The following is an 18,028-nucleotide window of genomic DNA, read 5'->3' on the forward strand; positions in this document are numbered from 1 at the left end:
GGGCGGCCGCAGCCGTTCGGGCAGCGGCTGATTGCGAGACAGCGCCACCGGGTCTGGCCACGCTGGCCGCTTCGAAGGCGAACCCGCGCCGTGGAGGAAAGCACCATGTCCAGCCGTCGCCATCTTCTGCTCGCCGCCGGCGGCGCCCTGCTGGCCAGCCCTTCGCTGGTGCTGGCCGAGCGCCTGCTGACGCCGCGGCAGACGCTGGGCCCCTTCTACCCCGACCAACTGCCGCTCGATAGCGACAACGATCTGGTGCAGGTCGAAGGCCGGGCCGAGGAGGCGCGCGGCATTCGCGTGCAGTTGCACGGCTCGATCCTCGATGCCGGCGGTCGGCCGCTGGCCGGGGCGCTGGTGGAAATCTGGCAGGTCGATGCCAACGGCATCTATCTGCACAGCCGTGGCGGCGATCGCCAGCGGCTCGACCCCGGTTTTCAGGGCTATGGCCGCTTCGTCACGGCGGCGGACGGTCGTTATGGCTTTCGCACCATTCGCCCGGTGTCCTATCCCGGACGTACCCCGCATATCCACCTGGCGGTGACCCTGCCCGGCATGCCGCGCTTCGCCACCCAGTGCTATATCCGCGGCGAGCCGGGCAACCAGCGCGACGGTCTGCTCAACGCCATCCGCGATCCACGCCTGCGCGAACTGCTGATCGTGCCTTTCGTGCCGGTGAGCGGGCAGGTCAACCAGCAGATTGCCCGCTTCGATGTGGTCCTCGGCGTCACCCCGGCCTCATGACGATGGACTACAGCGGCCAGACCCAGAGCAGCAGCGGCACGCTGACCAGCACCACGAGAATCTCCATCGGCAGGCCGAGGCGCCAGTAGTCGCCGAAACGGAAGCCGCCGGGGCTGAGGATCAGGGTGTTGTTCTGGTGGCCGATGGGGGTGAGGAAGGAGCACGAGGCGCCGATGGCCACCGCCATCAGCAGCGAGTCGGGGCTGACGCCGAGCTGGCTGGCGGCGCTGAGGGCAATGGGGCACATCACCGCGGCGGTGGCGGCGTTGTTCATGAAATCCGACAGGGTCATGGTCACCACCAGCAGCAGGGTCAGGGTGACGATGGCATTGCCCTGGGCCAGATGCTCCATCAGCACGCGCGCCAGCAGATCGGCGGCGCCAGTTTCCGACATGGCGCCGGCCACCGGGATCAGCGCGCCGAGCAGCACGATCACCGGCCAGTCGACCGCTTCGTACACCGCGCGCAGCGGGATCAGGCGCAGCAGCATGTAGGCCAGCACCCCGGCGGAGAAGGCTACCGCGGCCGAGAGCAGGCCGAAGGCAGCCGTGGCGATGGCCAGCAGCATCACGCCCAGGGCCAGATTGGCCTGGCGTGGATCGGGAATGTTGATGGCGCGGGCGGCCAGCGGCACGCAGCCGTAGTCGCTGGCGAACTCGCTGACGTCCTCGGCGCTGCCCTGCATCAGCAGCACATCGCCGCTCTGGATCAGGGTCGAACGCAGGCGTTTGATCGAGCGGTGGCTCTGTCTGGAGATGGCCAGCAGGCTGATGGAGTAACGGCTGCGCAAGCGCGTGCTGCTGGCGGAGCGGCCGATCAGCGGCGAGTCGGGTTTGACCAGCAGCTCCAGCAGGCCGCGCTCCTCGCTGTTGGCTTCCTTCTTCTCGGTTTCGCCGCCGTTGTCCTTGCGCTGCTGCTCGGCTTCCTTGGCCTCGCGTTCGGCCTCCAGCAGCAGGTCGAGCTGGCCCAGCACCTCACCCAGTTCCTGCGGATCGGCCTCGATCACCAGTACGTCGTCGGCCTGCAGCACGCGGCGCGGGTTGGGCGCGCTCAGGCGCAGCTTGTTGCGTACCATGGCCACCACCTGGGCGTCGGCCTCGTCGAGCAACTGCTCGATCTCGCGCAGGGTCTTGCCCTGGGCCTTGCCGCCTTCCTTGACGCGCGCCTCGGTGAGGTAGCGGCCGGTATCGAAGCTGGCGGCGTTGCCCACTTCGCGTCTGGGTACCAGGCGCCAGCCGAGCAGGGTGATGAACAGCACGCCGGCCAGCGCCACCGCCACGCCCACCGGGCTGAAATCGAACATGGCGAACGGGCCATTGCCATGCTGCGCGCGGAAGCTGGAGACGATCAGGTTGGGCGGCGTGCCGATCAGCGTGGTCATGCCGCCGAGGATGGTGCCGAAGGCCAGCGGCATCAGCACCCGGCCGGGTGGCAATTCCAGGCGCGCGGCAATCTGCAGGGCGATGGGCATCAGCAGGGCGAGCGCCCCGACGTTGTTCATGAAGGCCGAGAGCAGGGCGCCGAGACCGGTCAGCGCCGCGAGCGACAGCAGCACGCCGGCGCCGCTGGGCAGCAGGCGCTGGGCCAGGCGGTTGACCGCGCCGGTGCTCTGCAGGCCGTGACTGAGCACCAGCACGCAGGCCACGGTGATCACCGCCGGGTGACCGAAGCCGGTGAAGGCCTCCTCCTCCTTCACCAGACCGGCGATCACGCAGGCCAGCAGGGCGCCCAGGGCGACCACGTCGTGACGCCAGCGGCCCCAGATGAACAGCCCCATGCTGGCGACGAGAATGGCGAAGATCAGGCCTTGGTCGAGGGTCATGGCGCGGAACTGTCCTTGTGCGAGGCGCGAAAGATGCCGGTTGTGCGTGGCCGGCGAGCCTGGGCATTGGTGCGCACGGCGCACCCTACGACACCCGCCGTATTCAGCAGACTTTGCGCCGCGCAGGCAGTTCCCCGAGCAGAATGGCGAGGATCGAGGCAGGGCGCACCGGACGCTTGGTAATCCGTTGCTCGCCAGGCGGCGATGGCGGCACTGGTGCGCGCGGCGCACCCTAGGCGCCAGGCCGTGTTGGATGCCTCAGACGTACTGCGCGGCGGCGTAGCCCGAGGCCCAGGCCCACTGGAAGTTGAAGCCGCCGAGGTGGCCGGTGACGTCCAGCACCTCGCCGATGAAGTACAGCCCCGGCACCTTGAGCGATTCCAGGGTCTTGGACGACACCTCGCGGGTGTCCACTCCGCCCAGGGTCACTTCGGCGGTGCGGTAGCCCTCGGTGCCGGCCGGTACCAGTTGCCAGTCGGACAAGCGCTCGGCAATCGCCTTGAGTTCGCCCGGGGTGTACTGCTTCAGCGGCTTGTTGGCGAACCAGCTGTCCACCAGCAGGGCCGCCATCTTCTTGGTGAAGAGCTCGGCCAGCAGGGTTTTCAGCTCGCTGTTGCCGCGCTCGCGCTGCTGCGTCGCCAGCCACTCGGGCAGGTCGATATGCGGCAGCAGGTCGATGTGCAGGGTGTCGCCCGGCTGCCAGTAGGAGGAGATCTGCAGGATCGCCGGGCCGGACAGGCCGCGGTGGGTGAACAGGATGTTCTCCTTGAAGCTCTGGCCATTGCAGCTCACCAGGCAGTCTTCCACCGAGGTCCCGGACAGCTCCGTGCACAGCGTCTTGAGCTGCGGATCGGTAAGGGTGAAAGGCACCAGCCCGGCACGGGTCGGCAGCACCTCGTGGCCGAACTGCCTGGCCACCTGATAACCGAAGCCGGTGGCGCCCAAGGTGGGAATGGACAGCCCGCCGCAGGCGATCACCAGCGACTGGCAGGTGACCTCGCCGAGATCGGTCTGCAGCAGGAAACCCCCTTCGGTTCTGGCGATGGCGTGCACCGCGGTGTTCAGGCGAATCTCCGCGCCGGCATCGCTGCACTCGGCCAGCAGCAGTTCGAGTATGTCGCTGGACTTGTTGTCGCAGAACAGCTGGCCGAGTTTCTTCTCGTGGTAGGGCACGCCGTGCTTGGCCACCAGGCCGATGAAATCCCACTGGGTGAAGCGCGCCAGGGCGGATTTGCAGAAGTGCGGGTTCTGCGAGAGAAAGTTGCCCGGCTCGCAATACATATTGGTGAAATTGCAGCGCCCGCCGCCGGACATGAGGATCTTCTTGCCGGCCTTGTTGGCGTGGTCCAGCACCAGCACGCGCCGGCCGCGGGCGGCGGCGGTAGCGGCGCACATCAGGCCGGCGGCGCCGGCGCCGATGATCAGTACCTCGGTTTGCAACACGACATTTCCTCTGACGGTTCGCGGGCGCAGGCAGGGCTGCGCGAAGACCGGCGCAGTTTACCCGAAGCCGCTCTGCGTCGCCGGTTCCGGCGGCCAGCGGGAGAATGACCGATAAAGGCTGCGCAGCTGTATCAAATATGAAACAGTGACGCTATTCGTCGCGCCTGCTATCACTACAGGCTGGCTTCTCAGGATGGATCAATGCCGATGCCCGCAGTGCGCACCTGGCTTCTGCCGCTGTTGCTGTTGCCGCCTCTTCTGGCGCTGGCCGAGCCGCTACGGCTGGTGGCCGACCCCTGGCCACCCTTCACCGACCGCCGCCTGCCTGCCAACGGGCTGGCCAGCGACCTGGTGGTGCAGGCCCTGAAACGGGCGGGCTACGACAGCCACTATGCCGAGGTGCCCTGGGAGCGAGCGGTTTGGGGGCTGCAGCGCGGCGATTACGACGTGCTGATCAACGCCTGGTACAGCGCCGATCGCGAAGCCTTCGGGCATTACTCGCAGCCGTATCTGGTCAACCGCGTTCGCTTCCTGCAGCGCAAGGGCAGCGGCATCCGTTTCGCCAGCCTGAGCGACCTGTATCCCCATCGCATCGCGGTAGTGCGCGGTTATGCCTACGCCAAGGCATTCGACAGCGACGAGCAGCTGCGCAAGGTGGGCGCCGTCAGCTTCGAGAACGCCGCGCGCATGCTGCACGCCGGGCGGGTGCAACTGGCCCTGGAGGACGAACTGGTGGCGCGCTATCACCTCGGTCGCGAGCTGCGGGCCATTCGCGGCGAACTGGAGTTCCTGCCGCTGCCGTTGAGCGAGAACGGCCTGCATATCCTGGTGCGCCTAGGCCACCCCGAGCACCGCCAGATCGCCACGCGCTTCGACCGGGCGATCCAGACCATGCGCGAGGATGGCAGCTACGCCGCGACGCTCGAACGCCACGGTTTTTGATCAGCCTCGTACCGTGCGTGCGCGCCCCTGCTGCTTGGCCCGGTACAGGCGGACGTCGGCTTCGTGCAGCAGGCTTTCCAGATCGTCCGGTTCGCCGCGGTAGAGGCCGGCGCTGAACGACAGCGGCGGGGCGCCGGCTGCGTAATGCAGGGCCGCGCACTGGTGGCGCAGCTCGTCCAGTGCGGCCTCTACCCGGTCGGCCTCGTCCAGGCTGAGCAGGGCGAATTCCTCGCCGCCCAGGCGGCCCAGCAGCATCTGCGGAAGGGTCGCGGACAGGGCGCGGGCGAACACCACCAGGGCGCTGTCGCCGCTGGCATGGCCGAAACCATCGTTGATCTGCTTGAAGTGATCGAGGTCGAGCATCGCCACGCTGACTTCACGGCCCTCGCGCTGCGCCTGCTGCAGCAGCTGCAGACCCTGCTCGTAGAAGGCGCGGCGGTTGTTCAGCCCGGTCAGCGCGTCGAACTGCGCGGCCTGTTTCAGCGCGCGCAGCAGGTCGCGGCGCTCGAGGGTGGACATCACCCGGCAGTTGAGCTCCTCGGGGCAGAACGGCTTGCGCAGGAAGTCATCGGCGCCGTGCTTGATGAACTGCGCACTGAGCGAGCCCTTGGGGTCGGCGGATACGCCGATGATGATCAGATCGTTGCGCCTGAGCTTCTGCCGCAGCAGCTTGACCAGTTCGAAGCCGCTGACGCCGGGCATGGCGTGGTCCAGCACCAGCAGGTCGATGTCCGGCTGCTCGCCGAGCAGGCGCAGGGTCTCCTTGCCGTCGCGCGCCTCCAGAACCTGGTAGCGGTGCGGGGTGAGGATGTTGCGGATGTAGTGGCGGGTGGTGTCGGAGTCGTCGGCGACCAGGATCTTGATATGGCTGTTGCTGTCGAGCCGGTGCAGCAGGCGGAAGGCGTATTCGTAGGAGTGCTGGCTCTCCTTGAGCACGTAATCGACCACGCCCTTGGCCAGCAGATCGTCGCGCCGCTGCTCGTTGTAGCTGCCGCTGAGCACGATGCACGGCAGGTGATAGCGCATCACCAGATCGACGCTCTCGCCGTTGGGGGCGTCCGGCAGGTGCAGGTCGGCGATGGCGGCGAAGAACAGCCCGGCGGAGGTTTCCAGCATCACCTCGGCTTCGCCCAGGGAGGCGCAGAACACCGGTTGCAGATCCGGTTCCTGGCGGAACAGATGTTCGAGAATCTTCAGCACCAGCGGGCTGTCTTCGATCACCAGGATATTGCGCATGCACGACTCCCCGCAGCAGGCCGTCAGGCCTCGTATCGACTTACAGTAGACGCACGCGCAGCGAGCGCCCCTTGATCTTGCCTTCGCTCAGGCGCTTGAGTGCCTGGCGTGCCACGTCGCGCTCCACCGCGACATAGGCCTGGTAATCGAACAGGGCGATCTTGCCCACCTGGCTGCCGGGCAGCCCGGCATCGCCGGTCAGCGCACCGAGGATGTCGCCGGGGCGCAGTTTGTCCTTGCGCCCGGCCGCGATGCACAGCGTGTGCATCGGCGGCAGCAGCGGCTCGCCGCTTGCCTTGGCCGCCGGCAGCGGGTACCAGGCCAGTTCCCTGCCCTGCAGGGCTTCGATGGCCTGGGCCCGGCCGGCCTCGGCCGGTGCCACCAGGCTCAGCGCCAGGCCTTTCTCGCCAGCGCGGCCGCTGCGGCCGATGCGGTGGATATGCACCTCGGCATCGCGCGACAGCTCGACGTTGATCACCATCTCCAGGCCGGCGATATCCAGGCCGCGTGCGGCCACGTCGGTGGCCACCAGCACGCTGAGGCTGCGATTGGCGAACAGTGCCAGGATCTGGTCGCGGTCGCGTTGCTCCAGGTCACCGTGCAGGGCGGCGGCGGAGATCTTTTCCGCCTCCAGCTGCGCGGCCAGCTCGTCGCACTGCTGGCGGGTGGCGCAGAAGGCTACCACCGGCTGCTTGCGAAAATGCCGCAGCAGGGTGCTGACCGCCTCCATGCGCTGGGCGGGGGCGATTTCGTAAAAGCGTTGCTCGATCTGCCCGTCATCGTGCTGCGCCTCGACTTCGACCCGCTCGGGCGTGCGCAGAAAGCGCGCGGCGAGCTGCTCGATGCCGGCCGGGTAGGTGGCGGAGAACAGCAGGGTCTGCCGGCGCGCCGGGGTCTGTTCGATGATCTCGCTGATGCTGTCGACGAAACCCATGTCGAGCATGCGGTCGGCCTCGTCGAGCACCAGGGTATTGAGGCCGTCGACCTTGAGCGTGCCCTTGCGCAGATGCTCCTGGATCCGCCCCGGGGTGCCGACGATGACGTGGGCGCCGTGCTCCAGCGAGCCGATCTGCGGGCCGAAGGGCACGCCGCCGCAGAGGGTCAGCACCTTGATGTTGTCGGCGGCGCGGGCCAGGCGGCGGATTTCCTTGGCCACCTGGTCGGCCAGTTCGCGGGTCGGGCACAGCACCAGTGCCTGGCAGCCGAAATAGCGCGGGTTGAGCGGATGCAGCAGGCCGATGCCGAAGGCCGCGGTCTTGCCGCTGCCGGTCTTGGCCTGGGCGATCAGGTCGCGGCCCTTGAGGATCAGCGGCAGGCTGGCGGCCTGGATCGGCGTCATCTCGGCATAGCCGATGGCGGCGAGGTTGGCCTGCATGGCGGCGGACAGGGGCAGACTGGCGAAGGCGTTGGTGGTCACGACTGGGGCTCGGGGCTGGCGAAACAGGCCGGCAGTGTAGCAGGCCGGCCTAGTCTTCCGGTGGTACGTCGAGCGGCCTGGCGCGGCGGCCGTCGGCCGGGTCGAGCTGGAGGAAGATCGCCGCTGCCAGCATCGACAGCAAGCCGACGCACAGATAGGTGGCCTGAAACGCCCGGAGAATCTGCTCGTCGCCGCTGAACTCGCGGCTGAAACCGCCGAGCAGCGCGGCTGCCGAGGCGACGCCCAGGCCCATTGCCAGTTGCACCACCACCGACAGCAGGCCGTTGCCGCTGCTGGCGTCGCGGTTGTCCAGATCGATCAGGGTCACGGTGTTCATCGCGGTGAACTGCAGCGAGTTGCAGGCGCCGATCAGGCTCAGCTGGACGATCAGCTGCAGCGTCGAGGTCTGCCCGTCGACCAGCGCCAGGCTGGCGATCAGCGCGCCGAGCAGCAGGGTATTGCTGGTGAGGATGCGCCGGTAGCCGAGACGATCGATCAGTGGCTTGGCCAGCGGCTTGACCGCCATGGCGGCCAGCGCCAGGGGAATCAGGCTCATGCCGGCCTGCGCCGGCGAGTAGCCCAGCGCCAGCTGCAGCAGCAGGGGCGTGAGAAAGGGCAGGGCGCCGCTACCCAGGCGCGCGAACAGGTTGCCGATGATGCCCACGGCGAAACTGCGGGTGTGAAACAGCCTGGGCGCGAACAGCGGTTGCTCGATGCGCGCGGCGCGCAGCCAGTAGGCGGCCAGGCAGGCCAGGCCGCCGAGCAGCAGAAGGGTGACGCGCATGGTCGGCAGGTGCAGCTCGCCCAGGCCCTCCAGGGCCACGGTGATCAGCAGCATGGCGGCGCCGAACAGCAGAAAACCCGGCGTATCGAAGCGGCTGCGGCTCGGCCCGCGCAGATCCGGCATATGCCGTAGCGCTGCCCAGCAGCCGAGCAGGCCCACCGGCAGATTGATCAGGAAGATCCAGTGCCAGCTGGCGACCACCACCAGCCAGCCACCCAGGCTCGGGCCGATCAGCGGGCCGAGCAGACCGGGCAGGGTGATGAAGCTCATGATCCGCACCAGCTCCGAGCGCGGATAGGCGCGCAGCACCACCAGACGCCCGACCGGCATCATCAGTGCGCCGCCAAGCCCCTGCACAATGCGTGCGCCTACCAGCATCGGCAGGGAGGTGGACAGGGCGCACAGCAGCGATCCCAGGCTGAACAGGGCGATGGCGCCGAAGAAGATGCGCCGCGTGCCGAAGCGGTCGGCGATCCAGCCCGAGGCGGGAATCAGCAGGGCCACGGTGAGCATGTAGGCGATCACCACCGACTGCATGCGCAGCGGGTCTTCGGCCAGGTCGGCGGCCATGCTCGGCAGGGCGGTGTTGAGGATGGTGCCGTCCAGCGTCTGCATGAAGAAGGCGATGGCGACTATCCAGGGCAGCAGGCGGGCGGTGCGTGGGTCGAGTTGGCTGACTGTGGATTGCATGAGGCGTCCGGCAGTGAGTGGCGGCTGTGGCCGCTCCGCCATTATCGCGGGAAGTGCTCTCCTTCGACGGCGCTGACGCGAATAAATTCGCTCCTACACGGGCCTCTGACCGGCAGGAGCGAATCGCTTGGCCAAAAGGCCTTGGGCCCTCGCTGCCATCTCAGGCCGCCGATACCGCGCGCTGCGGTTGGCCGCGCACCGGCCGCTCGCCGGCGACGAAGTAGGGTGCGTTGCTGCGCGGCAGCGGCTGACGGCCGCGAATCCGGTCGGCGATCTTCTCGGCCATCATGATGGTGGTGGCGTTGAGGTTGCCGGTGATGATCTCCGGCATGATCGAGGCGTCCACCACGCGCAGCCCCTGCACGCCGTGCACGCGGCCCTGGCCGTCGACCACCGCCATGTCGTCCTCGCCCATCTTGCACGAGCAGGACGGATGGAAGGCGGTTTCCGCATGTTCGCGGATGAAGGCATCCAGTTCGGCGTCGCTCTGGCAGTCGATACCGGGGCTGATCTCGCGGCCGCGGTAGGGGTCGAGCGCCGGCTGCGCCATGATCTCGCGGGTGATGCGGATGGCGTCGCGGAACTCCTGCCAGTCCTGCTCATGACTCATGTAGTTGAACAGGATGCTCGGGTGCTGGCGCGGGTCTTTCGACTTGAGCTGGATGCGCCCGCGGCTGGGCGAGCGCATGGAGCCGACGTGGGCCTGGAAGCCGTGCTCGTTCACCGCGTTGCTGCCGTTGTAGTTGATCGCCACCGGCAGGAAGTGGAACTGGATGTTGGGCCAGGCGAACTCCGGACGGGTGCGGATGAAGCCGCCGGCCTCGAACTGGTTGCTGGCGCCGATGCCGTTGCCGGTGAACAGCCACTGCGCACCGATGCCCGGCTGGTTGAGCAGCTTGAGTGCCGGGTACAGCGACACTGGCTGGGTGCAGGCGTACTGCAGGTACATCTCCAGGTGGTCCTGCAGGTTCTGGCCGACGCCGGGCAGCTCGTGCACCAGGGCGATGTCCAGCTCGCGCAGCAGTGCGGCGGGGCCGACGCCGGAGCGCTGCAGGATCTGCGGCGAGGCGATGGCGCCGGCGCACAGCAGCACTTCGCGACGAGCACGGGCAATGGTGGGCTCGTTGGCGTTGCCGATCAGGTAGCTGACGCCGCTGGCGCGCTTGCCGTCGAACAGGATGCGGTCGGTGGTGGCATGGGTGACGATGGTCAGGTTGGGGCGCGCCCGAGCCTGGTCCAGGTAGCCCCGCGCGGTGCTGGCGCGGCGGCCCTGCGGGGTGACGGTGCGGTCCATCGGGCCGAAGCCTTCCTGCTGGTAGCCGTTGAGGTCATCGGTACGCGGGTAGCCGGCCTGCACGCCGGCCTCGACCATGGCGTGGAACAGCGGGTTGTTGCCGGCCTTGGGCGTGGTCACGCTGACCGGGCCGTCGCCGCCGTGGTAGTCGTTGGGGCCGATGTCGCGGCTTTCCGCCTTGCGGAAGTAGGGCAGGCAGTCGTGGTAGGTCCAGTCTTCCAGGCCCTTGGCCTTGGCCCAGTTGTCGAAGTCCAGGGCATTGCCGCGGATGTAGCACATGCCGTTGATCAGTGAGGAGCCGCCCAGGCCCTTGCCGCGTCCGCACTCCATGCGGCGGTTGTTCATGTGCGGCTCGGGGTCGGTCTCGTAGGCCCAGTTGTAGCGCCGGCCCTGCAGCGGAAAGGCCAGGGCGGCGGGCATCTGGGTGCGGAAATCCAGGCGATAGTCGGGGCCGCCGGCTTCCAGCAGCAGCACGCTGACGTCGGCGTCTTCGGTCAGGCGGGTGGCCAGGACGTTACCGGCCGAACCGGCGCCGATGATGATGTAATCGAATTCGTGCGACATGGGCGCTCCTGTAGCCCGGATGCGATCCGGGAAAGTGTCGGGCAGCACCCGGATTGCATCCGGGCTACGGGCTGTTCGGTCAGAACACCGAGCTGTAGCCGCCCAGCTCGACCTGCACCGACTTGATGCGGGTGTAATGGCCGAGGGTGACCAGGCCGTTCTCGCGGCCGACGCCGGATTGCTTGTAGCCGCCCACCGGCATTTCGGCCGGCGATTCGCCCCAGGTGTTGATCCAGCAGATGCCGGCTTCCAGCTTGTGGATCACCCGGTGCGCGCGGTTCAGGTCGCGGGTCACCACGCCGGCGGCGAGGCCGTAGTCGGTATCGTTGGCGCGGCGGATTACTTCCTCTTCGCTGTCGTAGATGAGGATGCTCATCACCGGGCCGAAGATTTCCTCGCGCACGATGGTCATGTCGTCCCGGCAATCGGTGAACACGGTGGGGGCGACGTAGGCGCCCTTGGCGTAATCGCCGTCGCTGACGCGCGCGCCGCCGATCAGCAGGCGTGCACCCTCGCTGCGGCCTTTCTCGATGTAGCCGAGCACGCTCTCCATGTGCGCGTAGCTGACCAGCGGGCCGAAGTTGGTGGTGTCATCCAGCGGATCGCCGAGGCGGATGCGCTTGACCCGCTCCAGCACCTTGGCCTCGAAGCGCGCCTGCAGCATGCGCGGCACGAACACGCGGGTGCCGTTGGTGCACACCTGGCCGGAGCTGTAGAAGTTGGCCATCACCGCGATATCGGCGGCGCGGTCGAGGTCGGCGTCTTCGAACACGATCAGCGGCGACTTGCCGCCCAGCTCCATGGTCACTTCCTTGAGGCTGGAGCTGGAGGCGCTGGCCATCACCTTCTTGCCGGTGACGGTGCCGCCGGTGAAGGACACCTTCTCGATGCCCGGATGTTCGGTCAGCCACTGGCCGACTTCGCGGCCGCTGCCGGTGAGCACGTTGAACACGCCGGCGGGCAGACCGGCCTCGGTGTAGATCTCGGCCAGTTTCAGCGCGGTCAGCGAGGTCACTTCGCTGGGCTTGAAGATCATCGCGTTGCCGGCGGCCAGGGCCGGGGCGGATTTCCACAGGGCGATCTGGATCGGGTAGTTCCACGCGCCGATACCGGCGACCACGCCCAGCGGTTCGCGGCGGGTGTAGACGAAGGAGGATTCGCGCAGGGGGATCTGCTCGCCCTCAATGGCCGGGATCAGGCCGGCGTAGTACTCCAGCACGTCGGCGCCGGTGACGATGTCGACGTAGCGGGTTTCGGAAAGCGGCTTGCCGGTGTCGAGGGTTTCCAGCTCGGCCAGCTCGTCGTTGCGCTCGCGCAGGATGTCCACGGCGCGGCGCAGGATGCGCGAGCGCTGCATGGCGGTCATCGCCGCCCACACCTTCTGCCCCTCGGCAGCGCTGGCCACTGCGCGGTCGACATCGGCCTGGCTGGCGCGCTGCACCTTGGCCAGCACTTCACCGGTGGCCGGGTTGATGCTGTCGAAGGTCTGGCCGCTGCTGGCGGCGACGTACTGGCCACCGATGTAGAGCTGCTGTTCGGCGAAACGGGGCATGGGCTGTCCTCTGGCGCGAATGATTGGCTAGAAAACAGCCTATTTTATTTAGATTGAACGATCAATCAATAAAAGCGACCCGGCGTGACCAAAAGCGACATGGCGGGCGCCAGTCGTCTGCAGGATGTCGCGAGGTCGCGCACCTTCTGTGCGGGAGTGTGCTGGGGGATTTGGGGGGAGGCTGGTGCGCACAGCGCACCCTACGGAGCGTTGCCCGCAGCCCGTGGATTGGCCTGGGTGGGCTGTAGGGTGGGCTTCAGCCCATCAAACCCAAAGTGGACCGCCGCCCCCGACGCGCCTTCGCCACAGGCTAGCGGGCTTTGTTCAACTGCAGGTCGAGGTAGTCGTAGGCGATGCGGCGTGCCTGTTCGGTGTCGAAGGCTTCGCCGGAAAGCGCACCGCGCAGCCACAGGCCGTCGATCAGCGAGGCCAGGCCGCGGGCGGCGAAGCGGGCCTGGTCCTGCGGCAAAACCCGGCGGAACTGGCCGCACAGGTTGGAATAGAGGCGGTGGTCGTTGACCCGCTGCAGGCGGCGCAGGGCCGGCTGGTGCATGCTGCTGGCCCAGAACGCCAGCCAGGTCTTCATCGCCGGCCCGCTGACCTGGCTGTCGTCGAAGTTGCCGTCGATCATCGCGCGCAGGTGGGCGCGCGGGCTGTCTTCGTCCAATGCACGACGACGCTTGCCCACCGCGGCGCTGAGCGCCTGCATCAGGTGGCGCATGGTCGCCTCGAGCAGCCCGTTCTTGTCGTTGAAATAATGGCTGATGATGCCGTTCGACACCCCGGCCAGGCGGGCGATATAGGCAATGCTGGCATCGGCCATGCCGACCTGGTCGACGGCTTCCAGGGTGGCGGCGATCAGTTGCGAACGGCGAATGGGCTGCATGCCGACCTTGGGCATGGGGATCTCCAGCGAGGAAAGTTGCGCCGGAGTCTAGGCGGATTTTGATCGTTCGATCAATCAAGGGAGGCGGGAGAGGGAGTCGCGGGCCACCTTTGCCGTGCGCACGGGCTTATCGGGTACCCGTGGCTGCGGAAACGACAAAGCGGGCCGCAGCCCGCTTTGTCGCGTTACCGGGGCGGCGTTACTTCAGCCAGCTGTCGACGCGCTCCGGGTTGGCGGCGATCCAGTCCTTGGCAGCCTGCTCCGGCTTGGCGCCTTCGCGGATGGCCAGCATCACCGCACCGACTTCTTCGCCGCTCCAGGACAGCTTGGCGAGGAAGGCCGCGGCATCGGCCGCCTTGCCCTTGAGTTCCGGGTTGGCCACGGTGTCGACGCGTTCGTCATCGCCGTAGACCTTCTTCGGGTCTTCGAGGAAGCGCAGCTTCCACTTGGCGAACATCCAGTGCGGGATCCAGCCGGTGACCACGATCGGCTTCTGCGCCTTCTCGGCACGGGTCAGGGCGGTGGCCATGGCCGGGCCGGAGCTGGGCATCAGCTTGATGCTGGCCAGGTTGTATTCCTTGATGGCGTCTTCGGTGCGGCGCATCACGCCAGCGCCGGCGTCGATGCCGGTGATCTTGCCGTCGAAGTCCTTGGCGTACTTCTCCAGGTCTTCGATGGTCTTGGCTTCGACGTAATCCGGCACGATCAGGCCGATCTTGGCGCCGGAGTAGTTGGTGCCAAGCACTTCCACCTTGTCCTTGAGCTTCTCGTAGTACTCGCCATGGGTGGCCGGCAGCCAGGCGGAGAGGGTGGCGTCCAGGTCGCCGCGGGCCACGCCCTGCCACATGATGGCGGGTTCGACCGGCTTCAGTTCGACCGTGTAGCCGAGTTTGCTTTGCAGGATTTCACCGGCGACGTGGGTGACGGCGACGCTGTCGTCCCAGCCGTTGACGTAGCCGATCTTCAAGGTGGGTTTGTCGGCGGCCAGGGCGCTGCCCATGCCGATGGCCAGGGCGGCAGCGCCAAGGCAGAGGTGTTTGAATACGCGCATGTTTTGGTGCTCCGTCAGTTGAGTGGCAGTTGCAAAATCGTTGACTGGCTCGTTCTCATTGCGGGCCTTGCGAACCGTGTTGCGCAGCAGGTTGCCGGTTCGCGGGCATAACCTCCCCCGTCACGGCCAAATCGGCCGCTAAGGTTCAGCGAGGAGGTTTCCGGGCTCTTGCGAGCCCGAATCGGGTCGTGGCCGGTTACAGCCCGACGTGTTTCTTCACGGCGGCGACGCCGTCCTGTCCGTCGAAGGTGGTAACGCCGCTCAGCCACTGGTCGAGGATCGCCGGGTTGGCCTTGATCCACTCCTTGGCGACGTTCTGCGGGTTTTCCTTCTCCAGCACCTTTTCCATCAGCTGGCTTTCGATCTCGACGGTGAACTGCAGGTTGTTCAGCAGCTTGCCGACGTTGGCGCAGCGCGCTTCGTAATCCGGCGGCACCACGGTGTAGACCTTGGCTGCGCCATAGTCGGGGCCGAACACGTCGTCGCCACCGGACAGGTAGGTGATGTCGTGCTGAGTGTTCATCGGGTGCGGCGCCCAGCCGAGGAACACCACCGGCTCCTTCTTCTTGATGGCGCGCGATACCTGCACCAGCATGCCGGCTTCGCTGGACTCGATCATGCGGAAGCTGCCGAGGCCGAACTGATCGCTCTTGATCATGCCTTCGATCAGCAGGTTGCCGTCATTGCCGGGCTCGATGCCGTAGATCTTGCCGCCCAGCTGATCCTTGAACTTGGCGATGTCCTGGAAGCTCTTCAGACCGGCCTCGGCGGCATAGGTGGGCACCGCCAGGGTGTACTTGGCGCCTTCGAGGTTGGGTTTCTCCAGGACCTTGACGCCGCCGTCCTTGAGGAACGGCTCGATCACCGCGTCCATCGAGGGCGCCCAGTAGCCGAGGAAGGCATCGACCTGGCCGTTCTTCACCCCGGTGAAGGCGATGGGAACCGAGGCCATGATCTTGCGCGGCTGATAACCCAGGCCTTCGACCAGGGTCATGGCCACGCCAGTGGTGGCGGCGATATCGGCCCAGCCGATTTCGGCGAAGCGCACCTGCTTGCAGCTGGCCGGCTCGGCGGCCATGGCGCCCTGCATCAGCAGGCAGGCCAGCAGACCGAAGGCGGCGGTGGTCTTGATCGTTTTCATCTGCGGTTCCCTGTGAAGTGAAACGGATTAGGAGGACTGGCGCTGCAGCTTGCCGCTGAACCAGGCGAACACGCCACGCTTGGCGGTCTGCTTGGTGCCGAAACTCTCGGTGATGCGGTCGAGGATGATCGCCAGCAGCACCACGGCCATGCCACTCTCGAAGCCTAGCCCGATGTCCAGACGTTGGATGCTCGCCAGCACATCGTTGCCCAGGCCGCCGGCGCCCACCATCGAGGCGATGATCACCATCGACAGGGCCATCATGATGGTCTGGTTGACCCCGGCCATGATCGACGGCATGGCGTTGGGCAGCTGCACCTTGAACAGCAGCTGGCGGCTGGTGCAGCCGAAGGACTGGCCCGCCTCGACGATTTCCTTGTTCACCTGGCGAATCCCCAGGCTGGTCAGACGCACGGCCGGCGGCATGGCGAAGATCACCGTGGCGATGATGCCGGGGACGCGGCCGAGACCGAACAGCATGGCCGCCGGGATCAGGTAGACGAAGGCCGGCATGGTCTGCATGAAGTCGAGCACCGGCCGGATGATGGTGGCCACGCGCTCGCTCTTGGCTGCCCAGATGCCCAGCGGGATGCCCAGCAACAGACTGATCAGGGTGGAGGAGAAGGTCAGGCCGAGGGTGACCACGGTCTGCTCCCAGAAGCCGGTCATGACGATGAGGATGAAGGCCACCGCGGTGAAGATCGCGAAGCGCATGCCGATGCGCCACAGGCCGAGGCCGACGAAGATGGCGATGAGCAGCCAGGCCGGCGGCAGCATCAGCAGGTTCTCGATACCCTCGGAGAAGCCGCTGACCAGCTTGCCGATGCTGTCGAAGGCGCCGCTGTAGTTGTCCAGCAGGTGCTGGACCACGTCGTTGACCCAGCTGCCCAGGTCGAGTTTCTTGTCACTCATGGGATTCCCCCTGCAGGCGGGTCAGCAGACGGCCCTTGCTGATGGCACCGCAGTAATGACCTTCGGCATCGACCACCGGAATCGGCCCCTCGTTGTCCACCAGGCGACTGATGACGTCTTCCAGCGGCATGTCTTCCGGCACCGGCACCACCTGCTTGAGGACGTTGGCTTCAAGAGGTCTGGGCTCGTCGCCGTCGACCATCAGGGCGATCTTCTCCAGGCTGATGGAGCCCTGGAAATGGTTGTCCTCGTCGACGATGAAGGCGTAGTGCTTGTCCAGCGCCTGCAGCTCCTTGCAGATCTTCGCTGCGTCCGGCGCCCTGCCGTTGTGCACGTAGGTGGGCACGCTGTCGGCCTTGAGCTGGCCGGCGGTGAGGTAGCGGCTGGTGTCCACGGTGTCGAAGAAGTTGCGCACGTACTCGTTGGCCGGCTTCTCGATCAGCTCCTGCGGGGTGCCGACCTGGATCAGCCTGCCGCCTTCCATGATGCCGATGCGGGTACCGATGCGCATGGCTTCCTCGATGTCGTGGGAGACGAAGATGATGGTGCGGCGGTGGGTCTTCTGCAGCTCCAGCAGCACGTCCTGCATCTCGCGGCGCTTGAGCGGATCGAGGGCGGAGAAGGCCTCGTCCATGATGATCATCGACGGGTTCACCGTCAGTGCGCGGGCCAGGCCGACGCGCTGCTGCATGCCGCCGGACAGCTCGTGCGGATACTTGTGGGCGAAGGTATCCAGGCCGACCTGCTTGAGTACTTCCATGGCGCGCTTCTCGCGCTCCTTGCGGCCGACGCCGGCCACTTCCAGGCCGAACGCGGCGTTGTCCAGCACGCTGCGCGAAGGCATCAGGGCAAAGGACTGGAAGACCATGCTCATGTCACGGCGACGCAGGTCGATCAGTTGCGATTGCGGCAGCTTGGCCACGTTCTGTCCGTCGATGTAGACGTCGCCGGCGCTGGGTTCGACCAGGCGGTTGATCAGACGGATCAGGGTGGACTTGCCGGAACCGGACAAGCCCATGAGAACGAAGATCTCGCCCTCCTCGACGCTGAACGACACATCGCTCACGCCGATCACGGCGCCTTTCTCGGCAAGAATCCGCTCCTTGCTCCAGCCTTCCTTGAGCAGGTCGATGGCTTCTTGTGGGTTGGGGCCGAAAACCTTGTACAGGTGTTCGACCACGATCTTTCCAGACTGCATGGGACGTTTCCCCTTCAATCGATATCCAGTTCGCGCTGACACGGCCGGGTACGCATCGTCGAAGCGTAGAACAGCTGCGTCAGGCCTCTGATACCTGTGTGGGTGTTTGCTGAATGTCGGGGGTTGGAAGGGGCCTGGCGGCAGGCAGGGACTGAGACACTCGGGCACGCTGCAACGCACGCGACCCGAGGCCGAGCCTGCTCGCTGCGTTGTCGATTTCCCTGGTGAGTGACCTTGGCCTTGCCGTGCTGCAAACCGCTTTCCGAACCCTCTGGCAGTGTTTCGAAGCCCATTCCCTTGGGATTTCATGCTCCTTCCTGGAGCATGCGTACATCCGAAATTTCTTGTTGGGCTG

General features: G+C 66.6%; 14 protein-coding genes. 2 read left to right on the plus strand and 12 right to left on the minus strand.

Going from position 1 to position 18,028, the window contains the following annotated elements; all coding sequences use genetic code 11:
- Positions 1–105 precede the first annotated feature (105 nt).
- A complete protein-coding gene (locus L1F06_RS02535; protein ID WP_096827581.1) occupies positions 106–741 on the plus strand; it encodes a dioxygenase family protein in 636 nt (211 codons plus the stop codon).
- Between the two features lie 7 nt (positions 742–748).
- Here the strand turns inward: L1F06_RS02535 and L1F06_RS02540 are convergent, their stop codons facing one another.
- Positions 749–2,563 carry an SLC13 family permease gene (locus tag L1F06_RS02540; RefSeq protein ID WP_004373038.1) on the minus strand — a complete coding sequence of 605 codons (1,815 nt, stop codon included), beginning with the start codon at positions 2,561–2,563 and terminating at the stop codon, positions 749–751.
- A 258-nt stretch (positions 2,564–2,821) separates the two neighbouring features.
- Entirely contained in the window at positions 2,822–4,006 is a 1,185-nt protein-coding gene (locus tag L1F06_RS02545) for a BaiN/RdsA family NAD(P)/FAD-dependent oxidoreductase (RefSeq protein ID WP_011920713.1), read from the minus strand.
- 207 nt (positions 4,007–4,213) lie between these two features.
- Here L1F06_RS02545 and L1F06_RS02550 point away from each other — a divergent pair, with 207 nt between their 5' ends.
- Entirely contained in the window at positions 4,214–4,948 is a 735-nt protein-coding gene (locus L1F06_RS02550) for a substrate-binding periplasmic protein (RefSeq protein WP_129482041.1), read from the plus strand.
- Here L1F06_RS02550 and L1F06_RS02555 read toward each other — a convergent pair whose 3' ends face one another.
- From L1F06_RS02555 to L1F06_RS02600, 10 genes are all read right to left on the minus strand, one after another.
- Positions 4,949–6,184: a diguanylate cyclase domain-containing protein gene (locus tag L1F06_RS02555; protein WP_129481922.1), complete on the minus strand. Its 1,236-nt coding sequence runs from the start codon at positions 6,182–6,184 to the stop codon at positions 4,949–4,951.
- A gap of 40 nt (positions 6,185–6,224) precedes the next feature.
- Positions 6,225–7,601 (minus strand): ATP-dependent RNA helicase DbpA, encoded by a 1,377-nt coding sequence (dbpA, locus tag L1F06_RS02560; RefSeq protein ID WP_129481921.1) that lies wholly within the window; start codon positions 7,599–7,601, stop codon positions 6,225–6,227.
- Positions 7,602–7,650: 49 nt separating this feature from the next.
- Positions 7,651–9,075, minus strand: a complete 1,425-nt coding sequence (gene mdtD, locus L1F06_RS02565) for a multidrug transporter subunit MdtD (RefSeq protein ID WP_129481920.1) — start codon at positions 9,073–9,075, stop codon at positions 7,651–7,653.
- 160 nt (positions 9,076–9,235) lie between these two features.
- On the minus strand, positions 9,236–10,933 hold the full coding sequence (gene betA / locus L1F06_RS02570; protein ID WP_129481919.1) for a choline dehydrogenase: 1,698 nt from the start codon (positions 10,931–10,933) through the stop codon (positions 9,236–9,238).
- Between the two features lie 79 nt (positions 10,934–11,012).
- Positions 11,013–12,485, minus strand: a complete 1,473-nt coding sequence (gene betB, locus L1F06_RS02575) for a betaine-aldehyde dehydrogenase (RefSeq protein ID WP_129481918.1) — start codon at positions 12,483–12,485, stop codon at positions 11,013–11,015.
- A 310-nt stretch (positions 12,486–12,795) separates the two neighbouring features.
- Positions 12,796–13,386, minus strand: a complete 591-nt coding sequence (betI, locus tag L1F06_RS02580; protein WP_004373018.1) for a transcriptional regulator BetI — start codon at positions 13,384–13,386, stop codon at positions 12,796–12,798.
- Positions 13,387–13,570: 184 nt separating this feature from the next.
- Positions 13,571–14,422 carry a glycine betaine ABC transporter substrate-binding protein gene (locus L1F06_RS02585; protein WP_129481917.1) on the minus strand — a complete coding sequence of 284 codons (852 nt, stop codon included), beginning with the start codon at positions 14,420–14,422 and terminating at the stop codon, positions 13,571–13,573.
- Positions 14,423–14,618: 196 nt separating this feature from the next.
- On the minus strand, positions 14,619–15,563 hold the full coding sequence (locus tag L1F06_RS02590) for a choline ABC transporter substrate-binding protein (RefSeq protein ID WP_004373014.1): 945 nt from the start codon (positions 15,561–15,563) through the stop codon (positions 14,619–14,621).
- A gap of 27 nt (positions 15,564–15,590) precedes the next feature.
- The gene (choW, locus tag L1F06_RS02595; RefSeq protein ID WP_004373012.1) at positions 15,591–16,475 is read right to left on the minus strand and encodes a choline ABC transporter permease subunit; all 885 of its coding nucleotides are present in this window, start codon (positions 16,473–16,475) and stop codon (positions 15,591–15,593) included.
- A complete protein-coding gene (locus tag L1F06_RS02600; RefSeq protein ID WP_004373010.1) occupies positions 16,468–17,673 on the minus strand; it encodes a quaternary amine ABC transporter ATP-binding protein in 1,206 nt (401 codons plus the stop codon). The genes choW and L1F06_RS02600 overlap by 8 nt, the downstream gene beginning before the upstream one ends.
- Between the last annotated feature and the right edge of the window lie 355 nt (positions 17,674–18,028).

Origin of the sequence: Pseudomonas hydrolytica, from assembly GCF_021495345.1 — a bacterium.
Taxonomy (GTDB): Bacteria; Pseudomonadota; Gammaproteobacteria; order Pseudomonadales; family Pseudomonadaceae; genus Aquipseudomonas; species Aquipseudomonas hydrolytica.

Coding starts and splice junctions, on each gene's coding strand:
- L1F06_RS02535 (WP_096827581.1), top strand. CDS start 106: ATGTCCAGCCGTCGCCATCTTCTGCTCGCCGCCGGCGGCGCCCTGCTG.
- L1F06_RS02540 (WP_004373038.1), bottom strand. CDS start 2,563: ATGACCCTCGACCAAGGCCTGATCTTCGCCATTCTCGTCGCCAGCATG.
- L1F06_RS02550 (WP_129482041.1), top strand. CDS start 4,214: ATGCCCGCAGTGCGCACCTGGCTTCTGCCGCTGTTGCTGTTGCCGCCT.
- L1F06_RS02555 (WP_129481922.1), bottom strand. CDS start 6,184: ATGCGCAATATCCTGGTGATCGAAGACAGCCCGCTGGTGCTGAAGATT.
- mdtD (WP_129481920.1), bottom strand. CDS start 9,075: ATGCAATCCACAGTCAGCCAACTCGACCCACGCACCGCCCGCCTGCTG.
- betA (WP_129481919.1), bottom strand. CDS start 10,933: ATGTCGCACGAATTCGATTACATCATCATCGGCGCCGGTTCGGCCGGT.
- betB (WP_129481918.1), bottom strand. CDS start 12,485: ATGCCCCGTTTCGCCGAACAGCAGCTCTACATCGGTGGCCAGTACGTC.
- betI (WP_004373018.1), bottom strand. CDS start 13,386: ATGCCCAAGGTCGGCATGCAGCCCATTCGCCGTTCGCAACTGATCGCC.
- L1F06_RS02585 (WP_129481917.1), bottom strand. CDS start 14,422: ATGCGCGTATTCAAACACCTCTGCCTTGGCGCTGCCGCCCTGGCCATC.
- L1F06_RS02590 (WP_004373014.1), bottom strand. CDS start 15,563: ATGAAAACGATCAAGACCACCGCCGCCTTCGGTCTGCTGGCCTGCCTG.
- choW (WP_004373012.1), bottom strand. CDS start 16,475: ATGAGTGACAAGAAACTCGACCTGGGCAGCTGGGTCAACGACGTGGTC.
- L1F06_RS02600 (WP_004373010.1), bottom strand. CDS start 17,673: ATGCAGTCTGGAAAGATCGTGGTCGAACACCTGTACAAGGTTTTCGGC.